Raw genomic sequence first — 17,435 nt, forward strand, 5'->3', positions numbered from 1 at the left:
AATTTACGAATACTTTTGTAATTTTCTTTACATTCTCATTTACGAATTACGTTTATAAAAGGTTTCATTTTTTTATGAATTTTTTTCAAACATTTGTAAAAGTTTGTCGATATGATATGGTTACATGAGCTCTTTTGTAATCCAAACTTTTAGTAAGAATCCAAGTACAATATAGGCAACCACATATCTCCAGTAGATCACCAATTTTTCGTTCTTTTTTTGGACAATTCCTAACCCTATGATCCACCAAAAGATAGCGTAATCCGTGATTCGCTTTTCACGAAGTTGAGTTTCGTTCCCTTCGAATTTCCTTTTTTTATTTTCATGACGTGCCCAGAGAATCACAATCACTATATCAGCAATTGCCCCAATAGAGATGGCAACCAAAACAAAGATTGGAGATGGCTTCCATCTATTGTCTTTTTGGACCTCTATTTTCTTTTCAACTCTCTCCTTGTCCGCTTTAAGGGCTTCCTCAAAACTTTGAGTAATCTTCGTTTGCCTTACATCGCTGACGATTTTATTACTTGGTACATCAAAAGTGGAATAATATAGACCAATTCCAACTGCCAAAAGGATAAACAAGCCATAAGCTAGTCCAAATAATAATCCTTTTTTCATTCGCACCAACTCTTTCATAGAATAATAGGAATAAAGACATACAAATTATCCTATTCTTACAATACTCTACAAAAGGTCCTAAATAAATGTTTTTTTATAGGATTTGAGAAGTATTTGTAATGACATAAAAAAAAGCAAGCCCCCCTTTTATTAGTAGGGAACTTGCTTGATCTCTAATCTTTATCTTTATCTTTGTCTTTCTTTTTTTCATCCTTTTTCCGTTTCTTCTCCTCTTCTTTACGCTTCTTCTCTTCGTCCTTCCTCTTCTTTTTTTCCTCTTTCCACTGATCGTTTTTCTTTTCCTGCCCGTTGTTTTCCTTCCACTCGCTCTCCTTCTTTTTAACTGGAGGCTGGTAGGCTGGAAGATTGAAAGAACTTGGTGGTACATTACTTAATGACTGCTGGATGATTTCTCTAAAGATCGTGGCTGCCGTAGCACTTGAATTCGTTAAATAATGCTTCTCATCCGTTTTGTCATATCCAAGCCAGACTGCACCAACAAGCTCCGGTGTGTAACCGACCATCCAAATGTCCTTTACCCCATCGATGCCCTCAATGGGTAACTGGGTAGAACCGGTCTTTCCTGCTACTTCTCTTCCTTCAATGGTAGCATGACGTCCAGACCCGCTTTCAACAACGCCCTTCAGCATAAAGGTCATTCGCTTGGCAACTTCAGGGGTCGTAATTTGTACAGGCTCTTCCTTCCACTCGGCAATGATTTCACCATTGGCATCGACAATTTTGGAAATGGCATGTGCTTTCGTCTTTTTTCCTTCATTCGGAAAAGTTGTAAAGGCCTCAGCCATATGAATTGGAGCAACCCCTTTATCAAGTCCACCAAGAGCCAAACTTAAATTTTGATCATTTTCGGTGATTGGAAGTCCAAATTTCTTTACAGAATCAATACCTGTTTTTAATCCAATTTTGTTTAAAAGCCATACCGCTGGTACATTATCAGAATCCCTCACCGCATCGTACATGGTCACACTACCTTTAAATTTTCCGGAAACATTTGATGGTTGATAGCCGTTGAAACTCATCGGTTTATCCGGTAATACATCATAAATGCTGTAGCCATGCTCGAGCGCTGGCGTATATACGGCAAGTGGTTTAATCGTTGAACCTGGTTGTCTTCTTAATTGGGTCGCATGATTGAAACCTCGAAACACATGCTCACCGCGCCCACCCACTAATGCGCTGATACCACCAGTCTTTGGATCTACTAATATAGCACCACTTTGAAGCAATTGGTCTTCAGGGCTCGCAGGAAATAAGCTGTCATTTTTATAGACATTTTCTATGGATGCCTGCATGTGGGGATCAAGCTCAGTATAGATTTCTAAGCCCCCTGACATGACTTCATTTTGGGTGAGTCCATATTTTTCAATCGCTTCTTCGATAATATGATCGATATAATATGGATACTTTCCTTCATATGGATCAAGTTGGCGTCCCTTAAACACCATCTCTTGCGCTTTCGCTTCGTTGACTTGATTGGAGGTAAGGTATCCCTGCTCCTCCATTAATGAAAGGACCAGATCTCTTCTGTTTAATGATTTTTCTTGATCAATTAACGGATTCATCGTAGAAGGTGATTTGATTAAACCTGCAAGAATCGCACCTTCACTCGCCGTTAAGTCCTTAACCTCTTTGCCAAAATAAGTTCTTGCGGCGTTTTTGATTCCCCATGCCCCTTCACCGAAATAAATTTGATTTAAGTACATTTCTATGATTTTCTCTTTTGAAAAAGTACGTTCAATTTTTTGGGCAAGGAAGAATTCTTCTATTTTTCGCTTCAATGTTTGTTCATGAGTTAAAAATACATTCTTCGTTAATTGCTGGGTAATCGTACTCCCACCTTCAACGATCTCACCCGCTTTTAAATTCCGGAAAAGTGCACGAAATATCCCGACATAATCGACACCAGGATGTTTATAAAATCTACGGTCTTCTGTGGCGATAACAGCATGAATCACATGTGGCGGGATATTTTCATATCTAACACCTTCAATTTTAGGTCCGGGTACCTTGCTTGCAATCTCACCATTTTTGTCATAAATTATGGTCGGTTCCGGTAACGGATTATTTAAAGCACTAACATCCCGAGAATTGATATACATGTTAAGTCCAATAGCAACGAAAAGAATAAAAAGCAGCCCGACAAGTAGAGTGATTTTTACTCTTCCCACCTCAGACAACGTCTTGATGAAATTTTTTCCCATTCAAATGCCCTCCAAAAAAGAAATGCGCAAGCGCCTTGAAAGTGGAACATCGACTAACTACTGCCACGTCCTGTGGCAAACGTCGATGTCAGCACTTCCTCGAAAATGCGGTGCATTTTCTTCGTGCGATGCTTATGCTGTCGAAGCCTTCCTTGTCCTGTGCAAGTCCGACAAGCATAAGAAAATCCGGCGAGAAGGATGCCTTTTATCCTTCTTGACGGATTGGCTTATGACCTCGAGGGGCTAGGCTGCTTGCGCTAGACACGATAAATATATTAAAAATAGCGCTACATATATTAATACGAACAAGAAAAAATTTTATGAGCATACAAACGGATTTTTATTCACCAATGGGGAACAGGGAAAAGCACTTGGTCGACTTAGTTTTTTAAGAATTCATTGATTCGGTTTGTTAATTCGGTTCTGTCATAGGTGCGGTATAGATTACTTGCAAGACGAATGGGGTCACCGAAGAAAAATCGCTCGTATAAGGTTTGTCTAGAACCGAATGCACTGATACAAAGTTCCCATGCAAGTCTAAAAAGCTTTACTCTATCATATGCATTCGCGTTAGCAGCCTGTAAATATTGATCAAGGTCAGCTCTTCTCTCACTTGCAAAGTCTTTTTCAGTTGGAATGGAAACGAGGCCACTTGCACCTAGTAGCTGTAAAATTTCAGTAAAACGCGGGTATAGACGAGGGTATAAATTAATTGCACTGTATAGAGGATTAATTGCAGGGGCCATTGTACCCCATTTATCCATTTTTGCTTGAATTTCCGATGTTAACAATAATGCTTTCAGCGTCTCTAGCCCGATGATAATTTCACTGATTTTTTCTTGAACATGCTGATATCCACCAATGTCAATTGTATCAACCAAAGCTTGAGCAACCCCTAGCAGACTTTCCGTTTTTACAACCTGTCTAGAAATTACCTGATGTAGGACCAATGGAAAAAAGCTAGTTTCAGAATACATTTTATTCGCACAATCAATACATCCATTCATAAAGATCCGTTCTCGAGGAACATGAACATGATCGAAAACGATAATCGTATCCATTTCTTCAAACCTTGAGCTAAGGGGATGATCAAAGGTCGACTCTCGATATGCAAATGATTCTCTGCAAAGAAAAGTTAGTCCCTTCGTGTTACTCGGAATCGAAAAAGCAAAAGCATAGTCTTCATTAAATAAATGACCACCTGATGGAAAGACGATTAATTCATCCGTAATACCACCTTGAGTAGCTAGCAATCTTGCGCCATGTATAACAATCCCATCTTCTTTTTTATCAATAACCTTTGCTGCTATAATATTATCTTCGTCATCCGTATGGTATAGAGAACGGTTTGTTTGTGGATTTATAAATGTGTGTGTAAATGAATAATCCTTCTCACTCGCTTCCTCATAAAACCTGCGGAGATTTTTCACAAACTCGGGATTATTAGCAGAAAATAAATCCGCAGCAGCACTAATCGCCATTAAAGAGGTATTCATATAATCAGGGGAACGTCCCATCATTCCAAGTGTGCTTTTTGCCCACGTTTGAATCATCAGACGTCTTTTTTCTAAATCTTCTTTCGTCTTTGGTTCTAAATAGGAAGTACCAATTTGGCTACCTGTTTTAGGAGAGGTAAAAGTCATGATGTCTTGGATTGATGGATCACATTGCAGGTCATAAAGCTTTGCTTGACTCTCCATGACTCCACGGAAAGCAGGATGTTCAGAAATATTCCCCTTCACCTTCTCCCCCTCAATCCATATATCAGACTGAAGTTGATTAATTCTATCAATATACTCTTTACCAGACATTGCCATATATTCCGACACCTCCACAGGATACTAACCTAAAATATGCTCATTCCTGTTGTCATGTGAGACCATTTTTTTCAGTAAACTGTGGAAGTTTGGGGCGTCGGATAAATAGGGTGCAATGGCTAGAGTGAATGTATTGAACTACAGCGGATTAGCGAACGTATTCTAGGATGTCGGTGTACATTCTTGAATGATAGTACATACCAAATTGTAAACCATGTTCAATCATTTTCTTTTGGTCTCCTTCATAGCTTAAAGCAACGACTTCATAAATTTCGTTCGCATGCTGAACATCAAGCACCTCATGGTCAGTAAAATGAATAAGCGATTTGTTTTCACTTCCATAATTACTTTTGGCAAATTGACCAACCAATGGAGACACTCGAGCAACAATTTCTTCAATCACACCTAATGCGGCTAGACCTTCTAAATAGTGGTAATGTAAACATAAGTCGGTCATTCCACGATTATAGGCAATGACTGGAATGCTTGGTTCACTGTGTTTTATTTCTTCCTCTGACACACCAATCCCTTTTAAAAACTCCTTATACGTCTGGCTATGAACATATTTTTCATTCATTTTCCCATGCTCTTCAAACAAGTTTTCAACCAGCGGCATCCTCATTCGGTAATCTGACATATTTGTTAATATAGCGGATAAAAAACGCGGAAAATAAAGAACAACGTGGTAAATTTGAAGGGCAATTTCTTTTCGTTGTTCGTCAGAGAACTCACCGTTTTTTAAAGCCACAAACAACGGATGCTCTTCAATTTTCTTTTCTTGAAACATACGATCTGTCACTTTCTTTAACTCTACAAATTTCTCCATGATCAAATCCCCCTAAATAAGTGTTAATTCATGAAAATCCATTGAAAGGTTTGCTGGAATATCTCCATACGCAAACGTCGTTGATGTAAGTTTTATATAAAATGGATTGTTTCTAAAATACTGAGCTTCTTCAATCGATATTCCAAAAAACAAATAGCTGTACTCTTGCTTAAACTTGTTTTGAATATAGGAAATAAACTCCCTTTGATAGTCTTGTGGTTTTTCCTTCGCAGCGAAAAACGCCATATAACCATGCCGAAATGCCTCATCTTGATTTGGGAGTGGTGGACAATTTGCGATCCTACAAAACAAATTTACGATTCTGAACGAAAAAGGAAGTTTACTAGACAGCCTAAGCTTCCGTGCATTGGATTGGTCCACGAGCTTGCAAATGGCTAGGCACTCCTTGTTGTTATCATCCTTAATCACTAAAAACACTCCGTTTTCCCTTAGAAACATTTGTTTTCCACAAGGTGCAAAAGATTGCGTCCTTGCCAATTTTTTATAAACACCCCATGCTTCTTGCCCGTCAATTTCGCTTATATGAAGTCGGCTATTGCGATATTTCAGAAACATCGGTACGCCAATATGAATGGTCCTAGCTATTTCCACTCCACCCGGAAGGAGGCCGCCTCCTTTTGTCATTGAAACTTTGTTTGTGTTGCTATCAAGTACGGTGGAAAACATCCATTTCACGGTTCCTTCGCTACGATAAAAGGACAATAAATGTTCTGCTAAGCGATAAAAAGCAAAGGTACGATGATAGTCAGGATGAATCCTTAGATCATTTACGTAATACACTTTTTCACACCTTTGATTGAGTACCCGCTTTTGCTCACTCACCGCGACACAACCGATTAACTCTTTTTCCCGAAACAATCCAAAATGTCTTGTCACTCCAAATTCCTCTGATAAGCTAAAAAAATGGGGTGACCGATCAACGTAGAAGCGATCACTTCCCGTATTTGTCTCTTTCGATAATTGGAGTAATTGATGGTGATGGGAATCATCTAACTCCCTAAATTCATAGGTCATACACATTGCCCCACTGTTATTTTTTGATATAGCATTGAACGCTCTAACCCTTCACAACGCTCCGATAGTTCCTCATCACAAATAAATTGCTTCATAAAGTCTTCCGGCAATTGACTCGTACTGAGCATATTTCGGAACAAAACGATAGCCTTAGCTGATTTCGCCTGTAAAATTCCGTTGCAAATCAAATCCTTCCCCTTTTCATCCGCCCAATCAAATACATTGGACAAATAAAAAGCGTCGATGGATCCTTCGTTACTTAAAAGCTCTTTGATACTTTCAGGATGTATGGCAAGTTTATCAATATTTCTTTTTGCTGCTTCATATCCATCTTCAGTTAAATAAAATGGAACTCCCTCGACTTCCTTATAGAGATAGGAAGAAAACAAAATCTGAGATAAAAAGTAATTATTATGAATGGGCTTCGTTTTCACTTCTTTTTCAAACTGCCTCAAAAAGAATTTGGCAAAATCATTTTCACTTGCATTGGCAAACATATAGCCCGGAAAAAATTGTAGATGGGTTGTTTTACTTAATAGTATTTTCGCTGCAATCTTCCATTCAGATGTAGTCAAATACTTTTCATAAAACGCTTGCTGTTCCTCAAGATTTTTTGCAGTAAACAATTCTCTCCAAACAGATTCGTCATAGATGTTCCGACAAATATTCTCTCCTATGAATCTATAAAAGCGTTCATTTACACCACAATGATTGATTCCTATTTCAATTTTTTGAGAATGCTGCTGCCAATATTCCTTTGCATAATCAGGTAAATCATTGGCTATTGCTTCAAACATTTGAATTCGGTTTTGGCAAGGGGCTTCTCCAATAAAAGCGAGAAACTCCTTCAACGGAAAATTGTTTATGGCAGCTTTTTTGAGCTCAATTAACGCACACTGTGCTGGATTTATATCGACACAAATCACCTGATCAACCGAATCATTTAGGATGGAAAATGCCGTGCATCCTCCTGAACCTATCACTAGTATTTTCTTCGGTTTCGCTATTTTAGAAATCTCCCTTTCTACTAAATTATCCTCTCTAATTTGCGAAAAAAAGAGTTTAGACACCGTTTACAATCCCTCCTTCAAAAAAATTGAGCATTTCTTTTTTTCCTTCCTTCCAATTGGCCATCCGTTTTATTCCATGTTCTAGTTGAAGTTTAAACTCATCGCGTGGATTTGGTTCTGCCGGTACGTAAGAATATAAAACAATATTCATTCCATGCGAAAAATCAATTTTTCTTGAATGGAGCCACTTCTCTAGTGTGGAATGAGTAGGACGATATTGATACAGTGATTCCTTTGAGTAAGTAGTCATTCTATCAACATCAAGGTTATGAATATGAGAAAGCCTTTTGTGATAAATTCGAACAATATCCTTGATCTCATCCGGAACCTGTGCATTGTGAAATTTTGGATAAGCATAATCTTCAAACAAGGCTTTAAAAAGGAACAGCACCTCCGGATTCTCGATTTCAGCAAGCAGATGGATCTTTCGTCCTTGATTCTCTTCCATGATCACTTGAAGATAAGTCAAAAAAAGGTCACGAAAACAACTCATTCTCGAAAATAAAGGCCCAAAGTATATAAACTTTTCATCATTCTGTTCGAAGGTTTGAATAAGTTGAAACCCGAAGAGCTTCTGACTACGTCTTAAACAAATGACTTGCTCATATATCTGAAATCTTGAAAGAAGGTATTCTTCCTTGACTTTACACACTCGCTTTGAGAGCGATATCATTTCTTCTTTCTGTTCTATAAGTAAGTCCTTTGTAAAAATCCTTTCCATAGTAAATGCTTGTGCCATACATCTTCACCAGCCAATCTATAACGTGTAATTTTACACTTTTTATACTTAGTGTAATTTTACACTATTTAAGATTAATTTCAAGTATATTTCCTTAATTTTCTATAGATAATAAGATAATCGAGTTTATTTTTGTACCACATAAATACAGTTGTATTTTTCAGAGAAACACCTAGTAAACTTTTTATTACATTTTTGTAAAGTTTGTAAATTTATTATTGTAAATTCGACAAAATTAGATAAAAATATTCTTTGTGTGCTTATCAATTCATTATTGGAGGAACAATCTCATGTTCGGAAACAAGAAAAAAGATGTATTTTTTGATGCACTTACATCAATCTCGGCTAATGTTAAGGAAGCCGCGGACTATTTTGTACAATTTAAAATTAAAAATGTGAGTGATCTTAAAGAGTTTTCCATTGAAATGAAAAATTACGAAAGAAAAGGCGATGATGTCATTCACGGATTAATTACGGAACTCAATAAATCATTCATCACTCCGATTGAGCGTGAGGACATTCTTCAGTTAGCAATGAAAATGGATGATGTGTTAGATGGAATGGAGCAATGTGCTGCACGTTTTGAAATGTATTCATTAACGGATACGGACGAATATATGACTTCTTACGCTGATTTCATTCATAAAAGCACAATTGAAATTTATCATGCAATCGAACTTCTTTCGAATAAGAAACTATTAGATATGCGTAAACATGCCATTAAAATTAATGATTATGAATCACATTGTGATGAAATCTTACGAGTTTCAATCAAACAGCTTTTCCAAACGGAAAAAGATCCAATTAAGATTATCCAGGTAAAGGAGATTTATGAGATTCTTGAAGGCATTTCTGACTTCTGTGAGGATGTTGCGGATACGCTAGAAACCATCATTATGAGAAATGCATAAAGGAGAATCTTATTAACATGGATAGCTTACTTTTACTCACAATATTAATTGTTTTCTTTGCATTAGCATTTGATTTTATTAATGGATTCCATGATACAGCTAATGCCATTGCTACAAGTGTATCAACGAAGGCACTCCCACCCAAGATAGCCATTGCAATGGCGGCATTAATGAACTTTCTTGGTGCTATTACTTTTACTGGTGTGGCCAAAACCATCACGAAAGATATTGTCGATCCATTTGCCATTGAAAATGGATCAATTGTCATTCTTGCAGCACTTCTCTCGGCAATTGCATGGAATTTAATTACTTGGTATTACGGAATTCCAAGTAGCTCATCACATGCGTTAATTGGTTCGATTGCAGGTGCAGCCATTTCTGCTGCTGGTTTTGGAATTTTAAACTACAGTGGTTTTATAAAAATACTAGAAGCACTCATTCTTTCGCCATTTATTGCATTAGCGGTTGGTTTTCTAATGATGAGCCTTTTTAAAGTCCTTTTTCGAAATTCGAATCTTTATAAAACTAATAAAGGTTTTCGAACCTTTCAAATTTTCACAGCCGCCCTTCAATCCTTTACCCATGGAACAAATGATGCCCAAAAGGCGATGGGGATTATCACGATGGCATTGATTGCTGGGGGCTTTACGACCTCAACCGATATTCCACTATGGGTAAGAATTGCAGCAGCGACAGCAATGGGGATTGGTACATCGATTGGTGGCTGGAAAATCATTAAAACCGTTGGCGGAAAAATTATGAAAATACGCCCAATCAATGGGGCTGCAGCAGATTTATCTTCTGCCTTGATTATTTTTGGCGCAACGTATATTCATTTACCAGTTAGTACGACCCACGTTATTTCATCTGCGATTATGGGTGTTGGTTCGGCCCAACGTGTAAAAGGTGTGAAATGGGGAGTAGCTCGAAAAATTGTCCTTACATGGGTTATTACACTACCCATTTCAGCAGCTTTGGCAGCCCTTATTTATCAAATTATTAACTTGTTTTTTTAAAAGGCGGCAAAAGCTGCCTTTTTTATTGTCAAAATAAATGATTAAGTTTATAATATATTTAAGGTTTCTTAAATATAAATTTATATTAAATTTAAAGGAGGATTAACCATGGATATTAAAGCATATATGAAGGAAACTTTTAATCTACTGGATGAGGTTAACTCCCTCTTACTTAAGGAATTTGAATCGATTTTTCATTATGACATCACCACCAAACAATCCATCGTTCTTCATCATGTTCATCAAACTGGAACCATTACAGTAAATGAATTAGCACAGCTTATGAATATATCAGCAAGTGCGGTCAGTCAATTGCTTAACAAATTAGAAAATGAACATTACATTAAAAGGGAAATTAACCCGAGCAATCGACGTGAAATTCTCATTTCTCTCGGTTCTAAGGGAATTGAATTATATGAGGAAAGCGAAAAGATTGATCAGAAAATTATGGAGAAATATTACTCAAAGCTTACAGAAGAAGAAATGATACAATTTCAAGCAATCGTAAAAAAGCTTCATACGATTATTACAACCTCGGATCACGATTAATAGGATTAAGGGGGACTTTATATGGGATATTTATTAAAAAAGAACAGGTCGATTTATATTTTTCTTATCCTTGCTCTTTTAGTTCTTGGTTCAAACTACACAGTTATGGTCATTCAACCTTTTGAGCCTGTTACGGATACATTGATACTTGCATCCCTGTTTGATTTGACAATTGTATTACCGCTCTTTTTTTATTTATTTGTAGTTCGAAACCGTCTTTCTATCATTACACTTCTCCCAGTTGTGATTGCTGGATTTTGGTTTGCATACTTCATTGTCCCCCATCATGATTTAGTCATTTTTGAATATGTGAAATACGGAATATTTGCACTTGAAGGCCTTTTTATAGCCATTGAGCTGTTTCTTGCAGCATTTTTATTACGTAAAATTCCTACTCTATACAAAAATTATAAAAAGCAAAAAGAAATCAATTATTATTATCCTCCTGTAATGCGTATGGCAATGAACAAAACGTTTGGACCGAGAAAATTAATCTATATTCTCGTATATGATTTTTCAATCTTCTATTATGGCTTCTTTTCTTGGAAGAAAAAATGGGAAGATAGAAAACATCTTCATTCATTTACGATCCACACCAATTCAGGTTATTTTGGTCTGTTTATCATGCTCGTCCATGCAATGGTAATAGAGGTGATTGGGGTTCATTTCTTAATTGCACACTTCTGGAGTCCAACTGCCGCTTGGATATTTACCGCATTAGATTTATACGCGTTGCTGTGGATTATTGCCGACTATCAGGCTGTGCGCCTTTCACCAATTGTCATCAACGATCATAAACTTTTTGCCCAGGTTGGAATTAGACGTGAAATAGTCGTTGATTTAAAAACCATTAAATCGATACAACCAACGATTACCGATAAAAAGGAAAGGGCTCGTGAAAAACATAGCTTTGCCATTACATTGCCAAACTTTTTTGAAGAGGATCCACAATTCGAAATTGAATTAACAGAATCTACTTTAGCCAACCTCCCTTTTGGATTAAAAAAGGAAATGACGAAACTTTATGTAACGGTTGATGATAAAGAGGCATTTTTACAGGCTATTAATCGCTATCTTGAAAAGACAAAAACGGACCGTGAATAGAAATACCAAAACCCGACTCGGCTTATTTTGTCGAGTTTTATTTTTTGACAGGGACGTTTCTTGGGGGGCTAGTCTATTCTACTATTTTTTTAATATACATATAGAAAGGCTGTCTTTAAGGATGTGAGTAGGATGAAGTCGTTTATTCATCGACGGAAGACCTTGTATCGAGCGTTGATCTTTATTGTTGTGTATCTTAATACATTATTAACATTTGCCATTCTATATATTTTGTTGGACTTACTTGATCTTGGTAAGGTGCATGACCATTACGCATCTGTTTCTCATCAGGAGCAATCACTTGATATCGTAACTCGTTCCTTGTATTTTAGTGCCATAACCCTTTTATCGGTTGGGTATGGCGATGTCACCCCATTTGGAATTTCACGGGCTGTCGCCATTGTTGAGGCATTGATCGGATATTTGTTACCTGTAGTTATTGTCATTCAATTTCTTCCTCCATTCCAAAATACCGAAGGGGAAAATTTTCCGTATGATTAAAAATGAGCTAGCCTATTTTAGGTTAGCTCATTTTACTTTAGAATGGTTGTTCATCTTGAGCCATTTCAACTAGGTGTCCAGCTTTTTCTATTTTCGTCCTCAAATATTTTCGATTATAATCAGAGACATCTCCCCAGATTGGCATTCGCTCAGAAACATTCATTCCGGCATCTTTTAAGGCGTTCATTTTTTTCGGGTTATTGGTTATTAATGAAACGGGTTTGCTCCTTAATGTTTTCAGAACGCGAATGGCATCATCATAATTTCTGGCATCGTCCTTGAACCCTAGTTGAATATTGGCTTCAACTGTATCCAAGCCATTCTCCTGAAGAATATAGGCCATCGCCTTACTAAATAACCCAATCCCACGCCCCTCATGATTTGCTAGGTAAAACAAAGCCCCTACCCCGTGATCAACTATGATTCTCATCGATTGTTTTAATTGATATCCACAATCACAACGTTTACTACCAAAAATATCACCTGTGTGGCATATACTGTGCATCCGAATTAAAGCTTCATCCGCATGTTCGAAATCTCCATATACTAAAACACTGGATTGCTGCCTCTCAGCCAGATTTGTAGATGACAGTTTTTCAATGATTCGATTTGCATCAAGTGTTACTTCATCACATAGCAGCCAACAATACCAGTTGAAAAGAACAGTCTCTCCATCTAAATTTACAGGAAGCTTGATGGGTCCAACTAAATATATGGCTTTATCCTCTCTTTCAATAAGCTGTATTTTCTCTTGTAAAATGGAAACAATTTTTTTAGATATCACGTTTTAGTCCCCCTACTTCAATTCGTTACGATTAGTTTTTGATTTTTATATGTGAAATATCCTATTCAATAAAATTGTTTCAAGCTACCCACTTGCTTTTTTAATAAAAAAGATGATATAGTTACCTAGGTAACTAATTTGTGAAAGTATATGCATTGAGGTGATTTTATGCAGACAGGTCATGAGCTGTTTCACGCAGTGCATCAGTTGTCACGTCAGCTAACAAAACATGTAAATGAAACGTTGGAACCTTTCGGACTATTTAGCGCACAATGGTCCGTTTTATTTGTTTTAAAAACAAAAGGGACCTCAACACAATCTGAGCTATGTGATTATTTAACTGTGGAAGCACCACCAATGACAAGAAACATTCAAAAGCTTGTTAAGCTTGGATATGTAAGGCAAATCCAAGGAATAGACAAACGCACAAAACAAATTGAACTAACTGAAAAGGCATTAACTGAGTTTCCAGAGTGGGAGCAAGCCATGATTGAAATGAATGAAAGGTTAGTTAATAACTTCCCAAAAGAATTACAGGACCAGCTCCGGGAGCTTTTAAACCAATGGTTCCATCAGATTACCAAATAACAACAGGAGGAGACAGTATGGGGAAACAAAAGCTTTGGACGAAAGATTTTCTTAATCTTTCTTTAAGTAATTTCTTTGTTTTTTTGACGTTTTATTATTTATTGGTTACATTACCGGTTTACACATTAAATGATCTAAGTGGAAATGAGTTAGAGGCAGGACTCATGATTACAGTCTTTTTATTCTCCGCCATCATCATCCGTCCATTTGCGGGACAATGGCTTAATACCATCGGAAGAAAGAAAGTCCTTTCTCTTTCCTTACTTATTTTCATGATTTCATCACTTTTTTACTTTTTCACTCCATCCATTTATTCCGTTTTACTTTTACGCTTGTTTCATGGAATTGGATTTGGAATGGCAACAACAGCTGCTGGAGGAATCATCGCAGACATTATCCCAGATACACGTAAAGGTGAAGGTATGGGATACTTTATCATGTCAAACAACCTAGCTATGGTCATTGGTCCATTTTTAGGCTTAACACTTATGAACCAATCAGGAATGGATAGCGTATTTATCGTTGGTGCGATTTGTGCCATCCTTGCATTAGTGACAGGTTATTTTGTTAAAGTACCTGCAAGAGAACAAGAAAAAGCAACACAACCAAAAGCAGTGAAAACAAAATTATCTTTCGGAGATCTTTTCGAGGTTCCTGCCATAAAAATCTCAATTGTCGGTGGATTATTAGGGCTTGTGTATTCCTCCCTTTTATCTTTCGTTTCTGTATATGCACAGGAAATTGGATTGTTAGAAGTTTCAAGTTTCTTTTTCATGGTGTATGCGGTTGTACTTATCTTATCTAGACCATTCACTGGAAAATGGTTTGACCAATATGGCGCAAATAAAATAGTGTATCCTTCGATTTTGTTATTTGCAATTGGAATGCTATTCCTTGGAACTTCATCAACTTCCTTTACGTTTTTAGTAGCAGCTGCCTTAATCGGCTTAGGCTGGGGAACGTTATTTCCAAGCTTCCAAACAATTGCAGTTCAAGCTGCGGCTCCAAGACGAAGAGGTACAGCGACAGCTACTTTCTTATCCATTTATGACACAGGTATCGGTTTAGGATCATCCGTTGTTGGCCTTCTTAGTGCGAAAATCGGGCTTGGGACGTTTTATTTCTTTAGCGGCTTTTATGTGCTATTAGGTATTGTGCTTTATTATTTTCTTCATGATCGAAGCACAAAGGCAGTTGTTCAAACAAAGCAAACTTATAACCAAACATCAGAAACAATGTAGGATAAAAAGGGATTCCTTTTTATCCCTTTTTTAAGCAAAAAATTAGATTGGCATGCAGCTAAAGGGTATAATTATCATTGAATACTATTTTACATAAAGGAGTGCTTGTACAATGTTTGATGTTGTGATTGTCGGAGCTGGCCCTGCTGGTGCGAGTGCAGCTTTATTTACTGCAAAAGCTGGAAAGAAAACATTACTTTTAGATAGTGATAAAGGCATGACTAAACGTGCATGGGTTGAAAACCATTATGGCGTGATGGAAATTGAAGGTCCAGATTTAGTGGAAACTGGACAAAAACAAGCAGCAAAATTTGGTGCTGAAGTTGTTCAACAAGCTGTTACTTCTGTTGAAAAAACTGAAAACGGTTTTAAGGTTGTCACTGAAAATGGTGAACACGAAGGAAAATACGTTATTTTTGCAACAGGCGCTTTAACTGATGTTGCTGCAGCAGCAGGTGTTGCGACTAAAGAAGGTACTGAGCCTCGTATTAAAACTGTTCTTGATGTGGATGCATCTGGTAAAACAAATATCGATGGCATTTGGGCTGCAGGTACATGTGCAGGTGTAAGTGTTCATACCATTATTACAGCTGGTGACGGTGCTAAGGTAGCAATTAATATTATCAGTGAAATGAATGGTGAACGTTATGTTGACCATGACGTATTAAAAAAATAAGCTGTTTTCGTAACTTTGTTGTTTTTTGGATAAGATTGATTGTGCGATGGGACATAGTAATTATTGGTCTTCTCGTGATTTCAGCGGATGGTACGAGATCCTCGAAAATGCAGGCATTTTCTTCGTGCGGTGAAGTTTCAAGGAAGCAAACTCAACGTCCTGCGGGAATAGCGAGCCAGGCGAGACCCCGCAGTGAAGCGAGGAGGCTTGCGGATCGCCCGCGGAAAGCGAGTACCAGGAGCGGAAATCACCCTATGTTTTAAAAGCAACAATCTTTTAGATATGAGCCAAAAAATAAGGTTCTAAGTCAAATGTTGGGGTTTTAGGCTACCGCGCTTCGCTTGGTGGCCTCAATAAAAAATGATGGATGGTACCATTCATCATTTTTTATTGAGGAGAATGCCCCCAATTTGGTTAACCAATATGTACCCCTATTCTTTTATACTTGTGTGTTAATAAAATTTTAGCCCTAAAGCGTTCAAACACTCTAAATCCATAAGCATTTCGCTTTAAAACTTTGGTGGAATTATTAATTCCCTCTAGAAATCCATTTGAATATTCATAGGCAAAGCTATTTAATACTTCAACTTGCCAATTTTGTATGGTCTTTATGGCTTTAATCATCTCAGGTATCTTTGAATCCTCAATAAACTTATATAATTCTTCTAATTCTTTTTTAACCAAACTAATCTGGCTTTTTCCATTTACTTTGGCCCGTAAAAACCAAGAACGATAAGCCTCTTTGATTTCATATGCTCTTCTGAGTTCATTAGACATTTCCAAGTATCGCTCTAAATGCCAACGTTCATCCCTAGTTAAGCGCTGGCTATCTTTATGAAATACATGTTTCATACGTTTACACTTTTTTCGGTCGTATCCATGAAACTCATTTTGTATTCGGCGTCTTACTCCATCAAGCCCCCAATAAATGTAACGACAAAAATGAAACCTATCAGCTACAATAACGGGTTTACCCAATGCCTCTTGAACGGCTGCTTTAAAGGAATGATTCATATCCATTATGACTATTTGAACCCCAGATCCATGCTTTCTCAAGTAGTCCTTAATCGTACGTTTATAGCGATTTGGTAAAATATCAATCGGTTCTTTTGTAATCCCATCCGCAATGATTAACTGATATTTCCCTTCCCGGGTATCACCTTTGTATTCATCAATGGCTATAACATTTGGTAGCTCTTCCACAGGACGAATTTCGCTTCGGGATATTTGATCGAATCTACGTATGATGGTTGAAGGAGAACATCCATAGATCTCGGCCGTTTCCTTGAACGTTTTTCCTTTAATCGCTTTTATCGATATTGCTTGATTCCACTCTATTGAAGTACGCTGATAACGCATGACAAAAGGGTTTTTCTCCGAAAAACGTTTTCCACACTCACAGACATAACGTCTACGCTTATAAAAGATTTGAGTTTTTCTTTCAAACCACTTTAAGTGTTGAATTTTTTGTACACGATAGTCATGAACCCTATTCGTTCTTTGATTACATTTGGGGCACCGGTTTACTTTTCGTTCCATTTCAACATACAGTCGCACTACTTCACCGACTTCTTCAACATTGGTTAGGATAGACCCTTTTAATCCAGGAATAATCATGGTAAAATCCATATTGCACGCAACTCCATTCTTTACACTTGTTTCTAGTCAATTCAAGTATAAAAGAATGAAGAGTTTGCGTGTTTTTTTATGCACACAAATTTTTTCTAAACCCCAA

The 17,435-nt window shown here is 37.3% G+C and carries 17 protein-coding genes; 8 read left to right on the plus strand and 9 right to left on the minus strand.

The window, feature by feature from the left end:
* Positions 1 to 120: 120 nt before the first annotated feature.
* The 7 genes from RGU12_RS06705 to RGU12_RS06735 all read right to left on the minus strand — a co-directional run bounded on the left by RGU12_RS06705 (position 121) and on the right by RGU12_RS06735 (position 8,330).
* Positions 121 to 621 (minus strand): hypothetical protein, encoded by a 501-nt coding sequence (locus RGU12_RS06705; RefSeq protein WP_309535372.1) that lies wholly within the window; start codon positions 619 to 621, stop codon positions 121 to 123.
* A gap of 173 nt (positions 622 to 794) precedes the next feature.
* Positions 795 to 2,843 (minus strand): transglycosylase domain-containing protein, encoded by a 2,049-nt coding sequence (locus RGU12_RS06710; RefSeq protein WP_309535373.1) that lies wholly within the window; start codon positions 2,841 to 2,843, stop codon positions 795 to 797.
* A 380-nt stretch (positions 2,844 to 3,223) separates the two neighbouring features.
* Positions 3,224 to 4,660 (minus strand): 4-hydroxyphenylacetate 3-monooxygenase, oxygenase component, encoded by a 1,437-nt coding sequence (gene hpaB / locus RGU12_RS06715; protein WP_309535374.1) that lies wholly within the window; start codon positions 4,658 to 4,660, stop codon positions 3,224 to 3,226.
* 148 nt (positions 4,661 to 4,808) lie between these two features.
* On the minus strand, positions 4,809 to 5,486 hold the full coding sequence (locus RGU12_RS06720; protein WP_309535375.1) for an iron-containing redox enzyme family protein: 678 nt from the start codon (positions 5,484 to 5,486) through the stop codon (positions 4,809 to 4,811).
* A gap of 12 nt (positions 5,487 to 5,498) precedes the next feature.
* Positions 5,499 to 6,521 carry a GNAT family N-acetyltransferase gene (locus tag RGU12_RS06725; protein ID WP_309535376.1) on the minus strand — a complete coding sequence of 341 codons (1,023 nt, stop codon included), beginning with the start codon at positions 6,519 to 6,521 and terminating at the stop codon, positions 5,499 to 5,501.
* A complete protein-coding gene (locus RGU12_RS06730; protein ID WP_309535377.1) occupies positions 6,518 to 7,591 on the minus strand; it encodes a DUF3419 family protein in 1,074 nt (357 codons plus the stop codon). The genes RGU12_RS06725 and RGU12_RS06730 overlap by 4 nt, the downstream gene beginning before the upstream one ends.
* On the minus strand, positions 7,584 to 8,330 hold the full coding sequence (locus RGU12_RS06735) for a hypothetical protein (RefSeq protein WP_309535378.1): 747 nt from the start codon (positions 8,328 to 8,330) through the stop codon (positions 7,584 to 7,586). The genes RGU12_RS06730 and RGU12_RS06735 overlap by 8 nt, the downstream gene beginning before the upstream one ends.
* 290 nt (positions 8,331 to 8,620) lie before the next feature.
* Between RGU12_RS06735 and RGU12_RS06740 the strand changes: the two genes are divergently transcribed.
* The 5 genes from RGU12_RS06740 (at position 8,621) to RGU12_RS06760 (ending at position 12,411) form a co-directional block, all read left to right on the plus strand.
* On the plus strand, positions 8,621 to 9,241 hold the full coding sequence (locus RGU12_RS06740) for a DUF47 domain-containing protein (protein WP_309535379.1): 621 nt from the start codon (positions 8,621 to 8,623) through the stop codon (positions 9,239 to 9,241).
* A 17-nt stretch (positions 9,242 to 9,258) separates the two neighbouring features.
* Positions 9,259 to 10,257: an inorganic phosphate transporter gene (locus tag RGU12_RS06745; RefSeq protein ID WP_309535380.1), complete on the plus strand. Its 999-nt coding sequence runs from the start codon at positions 9,259 to 9,261 to the stop codon at positions 10,255 to 10,257.
* Positions 10,258 to 10,365: 108 nt separating this feature from the next.
* The gene (locus RGU12_RS06750) at positions 10,366 to 10,806 is read left to right on the plus strand and encodes a MarR family winged helix-turn-helix transcriptional regulator (RefSeq protein ID WP_309535381.1); all 441 of its coding nucleotides are present in this window, start codon (positions 10,366 to 10,368) and stop codon (positions 10,804 to 10,806) included.
* Between the two features lie 21 nt (positions 10,807 to 10,827).
* The gene (locus RGU12_RS06755; protein ID WP_309535382.1) at positions 10,828 to 11,910 is read left to right on the plus strand and encodes a hypothetical protein; all 1,083 of its coding nucleotides are present in this window, start codon (positions 10,828 to 10,830) and stop codon (positions 11,908 to 11,910) included.
* A 132-nt stretch (positions 11,911 to 12,042) separates the two neighbouring features.
* On the plus strand, positions 12,043 to 12,411 hold the full coding sequence (locus RGU12_RS06760; RefSeq protein WP_309535383.1) for an ion channel: 369 nt from the start codon (positions 12,043 to 12,045) through the stop codon (positions 12,409 to 12,411).
* A 37-nt stretch (positions 12,412 to 12,448) separates the two neighbouring features.
* On the opposite strand, the gene RGU12_RS06765 is transcribed toward RGU12_RS06760, so the two are convergent.
* Positions 12,449 to 13,195, minus strand: coding sequence for a GTP cyclohydrolase II (locus tag RGU12_RS06765; RefSeq protein WP_309535384.1), 747 nt, complete (start codon positions 13,193 to 13,195; stop codon positions 12,449 to 12,451).
* A gap of 168 nt (positions 13,196 to 13,363) precedes the next feature.
* On the opposite strand from RGU12_RS06765, the gene RGU12_RS06770 reads away from it, so the two are divergent.
* The 3 genes from RGU12_RS06770 (at position 13,364) to RGU12_RS06780 (ending at position 15,700) form a co-directional block, all read left to right on the plus strand.
* On the plus strand, positions 13,364 to 13,783 hold the full coding sequence (locus RGU12_RS06770; RefSeq protein ID WP_309535385.1) for a MarR family winged helix-turn-helix transcriptional regulator: 420 nt from the start codon (positions 13,364 to 13,366) through the stop codon (positions 13,781 to 13,783).
* 17 nt (positions 13,784 to 13,800) lie between these two features.
* A complete protein-coding gene (locus RGU12_RS06775; RefSeq protein ID WP_309535386.1) occupies positions 13,801 to 15,024 on the plus strand; it encodes an MFS transporter in 1,224 nt (407 codons plus the stop codon).
* Between the two features lie 112 nt (positions 15,025 to 15,136).
* The gene (locus RGU12_RS06780; protein ID WP_116351351.1) at positions 15,137 to 15,700 is read left to right on the plus strand and encodes an FAD-dependent oxidoreductase; all 564 of its coding nucleotides are present in this window, start codon (positions 15,137 to 15,139) and stop codon (positions 15,698 to 15,700) included.
* 414 nt (positions 15,701 to 16,114) lie between these two features.
* Here the strand turns inward: RGU12_RS06780 and RGU12_RS06785 are convergent, their stop codons facing one another.
* On the minus strand, positions 16,115 to 17,329 hold the full coding sequence (locus tag RGU12_RS06785) for an ISL3 family transposase (protein WP_309535387.1): 1,215 nt from the start codon (positions 17,327 to 17,329) through the stop codon (positions 16,115 to 16,117).
* Between the last annotated feature and the right edge of the window lie 106 nt (positions 17,330 to 17,435).

The sequence above is a fragment of the Ferdinandcohnia sp. QZ13 genome (genome assembly GCF_031324165.1).
In the GTDB taxonomy this organism is placed as follows: Bacteria; Bacillota; Bacilli; order Bacillales; family Bacillaceae_L; genus Ferdinandcohnia.

Coding starts and splice junctions, on each gene's coding strand:
- RGU12_RS06705 (WP_309535372.1), bottom strand. CDS start 621: ATGAAAAAAGGATTATTATTTGGACTAGCTTATGGCTTGTTTATCCTT.
- RGU12_RS06710 (WP_309535373.1), bottom strand. CDS start 2,843: ATGGGAAAAAATTTCATCAAGACGTTGTCTGAGGTGGGAAGAGTAAAA.
- hpaB (WP_309535374.1), bottom strand. CDS start 4,660: ATGGCAATGTCTGGTAAAGAGTATATTGATAGAATTAATCAACTTCAG.
- RGU12_RS06720 (WP_309535375.1), bottom strand. CDS start 5,486: ATGGAGAAATTTGTAGAGTTAAAGAAAGTGACAGATCGTATGTTTCAA.
- RGU12_RS06725 (WP_309535376.1), bottom strand. CDS start 6,521: ATGACCTATGAATTTAGGGAGTTAGATGATTCCCATCACCATCAATTA.
- RGU12_RS06735 (WP_309535378.1), bottom strand. CDS start 8,330: ATGGCACAAGCATTTACTATGGAAAGGATTTTTACAAAGGACTTACTT.
- RGU12_RS06740 (WP_309535379.1), top strand. CDS start 8,621: ATGTTCGGAAACAAGAAAAAAGATGTATTTTTTGATGCACTTACATCA.
- RGU12_RS06745 (WP_309535380.1), top strand. CDS start 9,259: ATGGATAGCTTACTTTTACTCACAATATTAATTGTTTTCTTTGCATTA.
- RGU12_RS06750 (WP_309535381.1), top strand. CDS start 10,366: ATGGATATTAAAGCATATATGAAGGAAACTTTTAATCTACTGGATGAG.
- RGU12_RS06755 (WP_309535382.1), top strand. CDS start 10,828: ATGGGATATTTATTAAAAAAGAACAGGTCGATTTATATTTTTCTTATC.
- RGU12_RS06760 (WP_309535383.1), top strand. CDS start 12,043: ATGAAGTCGTTTATTCATCGACGGAAGACCTTGTATCGAGCGTTGATC.
- RGU12_RS06770 (WP_309535385.1), top strand. CDS start 13,364: ATGCAGACAGGTCATGAGCTGTTTCACGCAGTGCATCAGTTGTCACGT.
- RGU12_RS06775 (WP_309535386.1), top strand. CDS start 13,801: ATGGGGAAACAAAAGCTTTGGACGAAAGATTTTCTTAATCTTTCTTTA.
- RGU12_RS06780 (WP_116351351.1), top strand. CDS start 15,137: ATGTTTGATGTTGTGATTGTCGGAGCTGGCCCTGCTGGTGCGAGTGCA.
- RGU12_RS06785 (WP_309535387.1), bottom strand. CDS start 17,329: ATGGATTTTACCATGATTATTCCTGGATTAAAAGGGTCTATCCTAACC.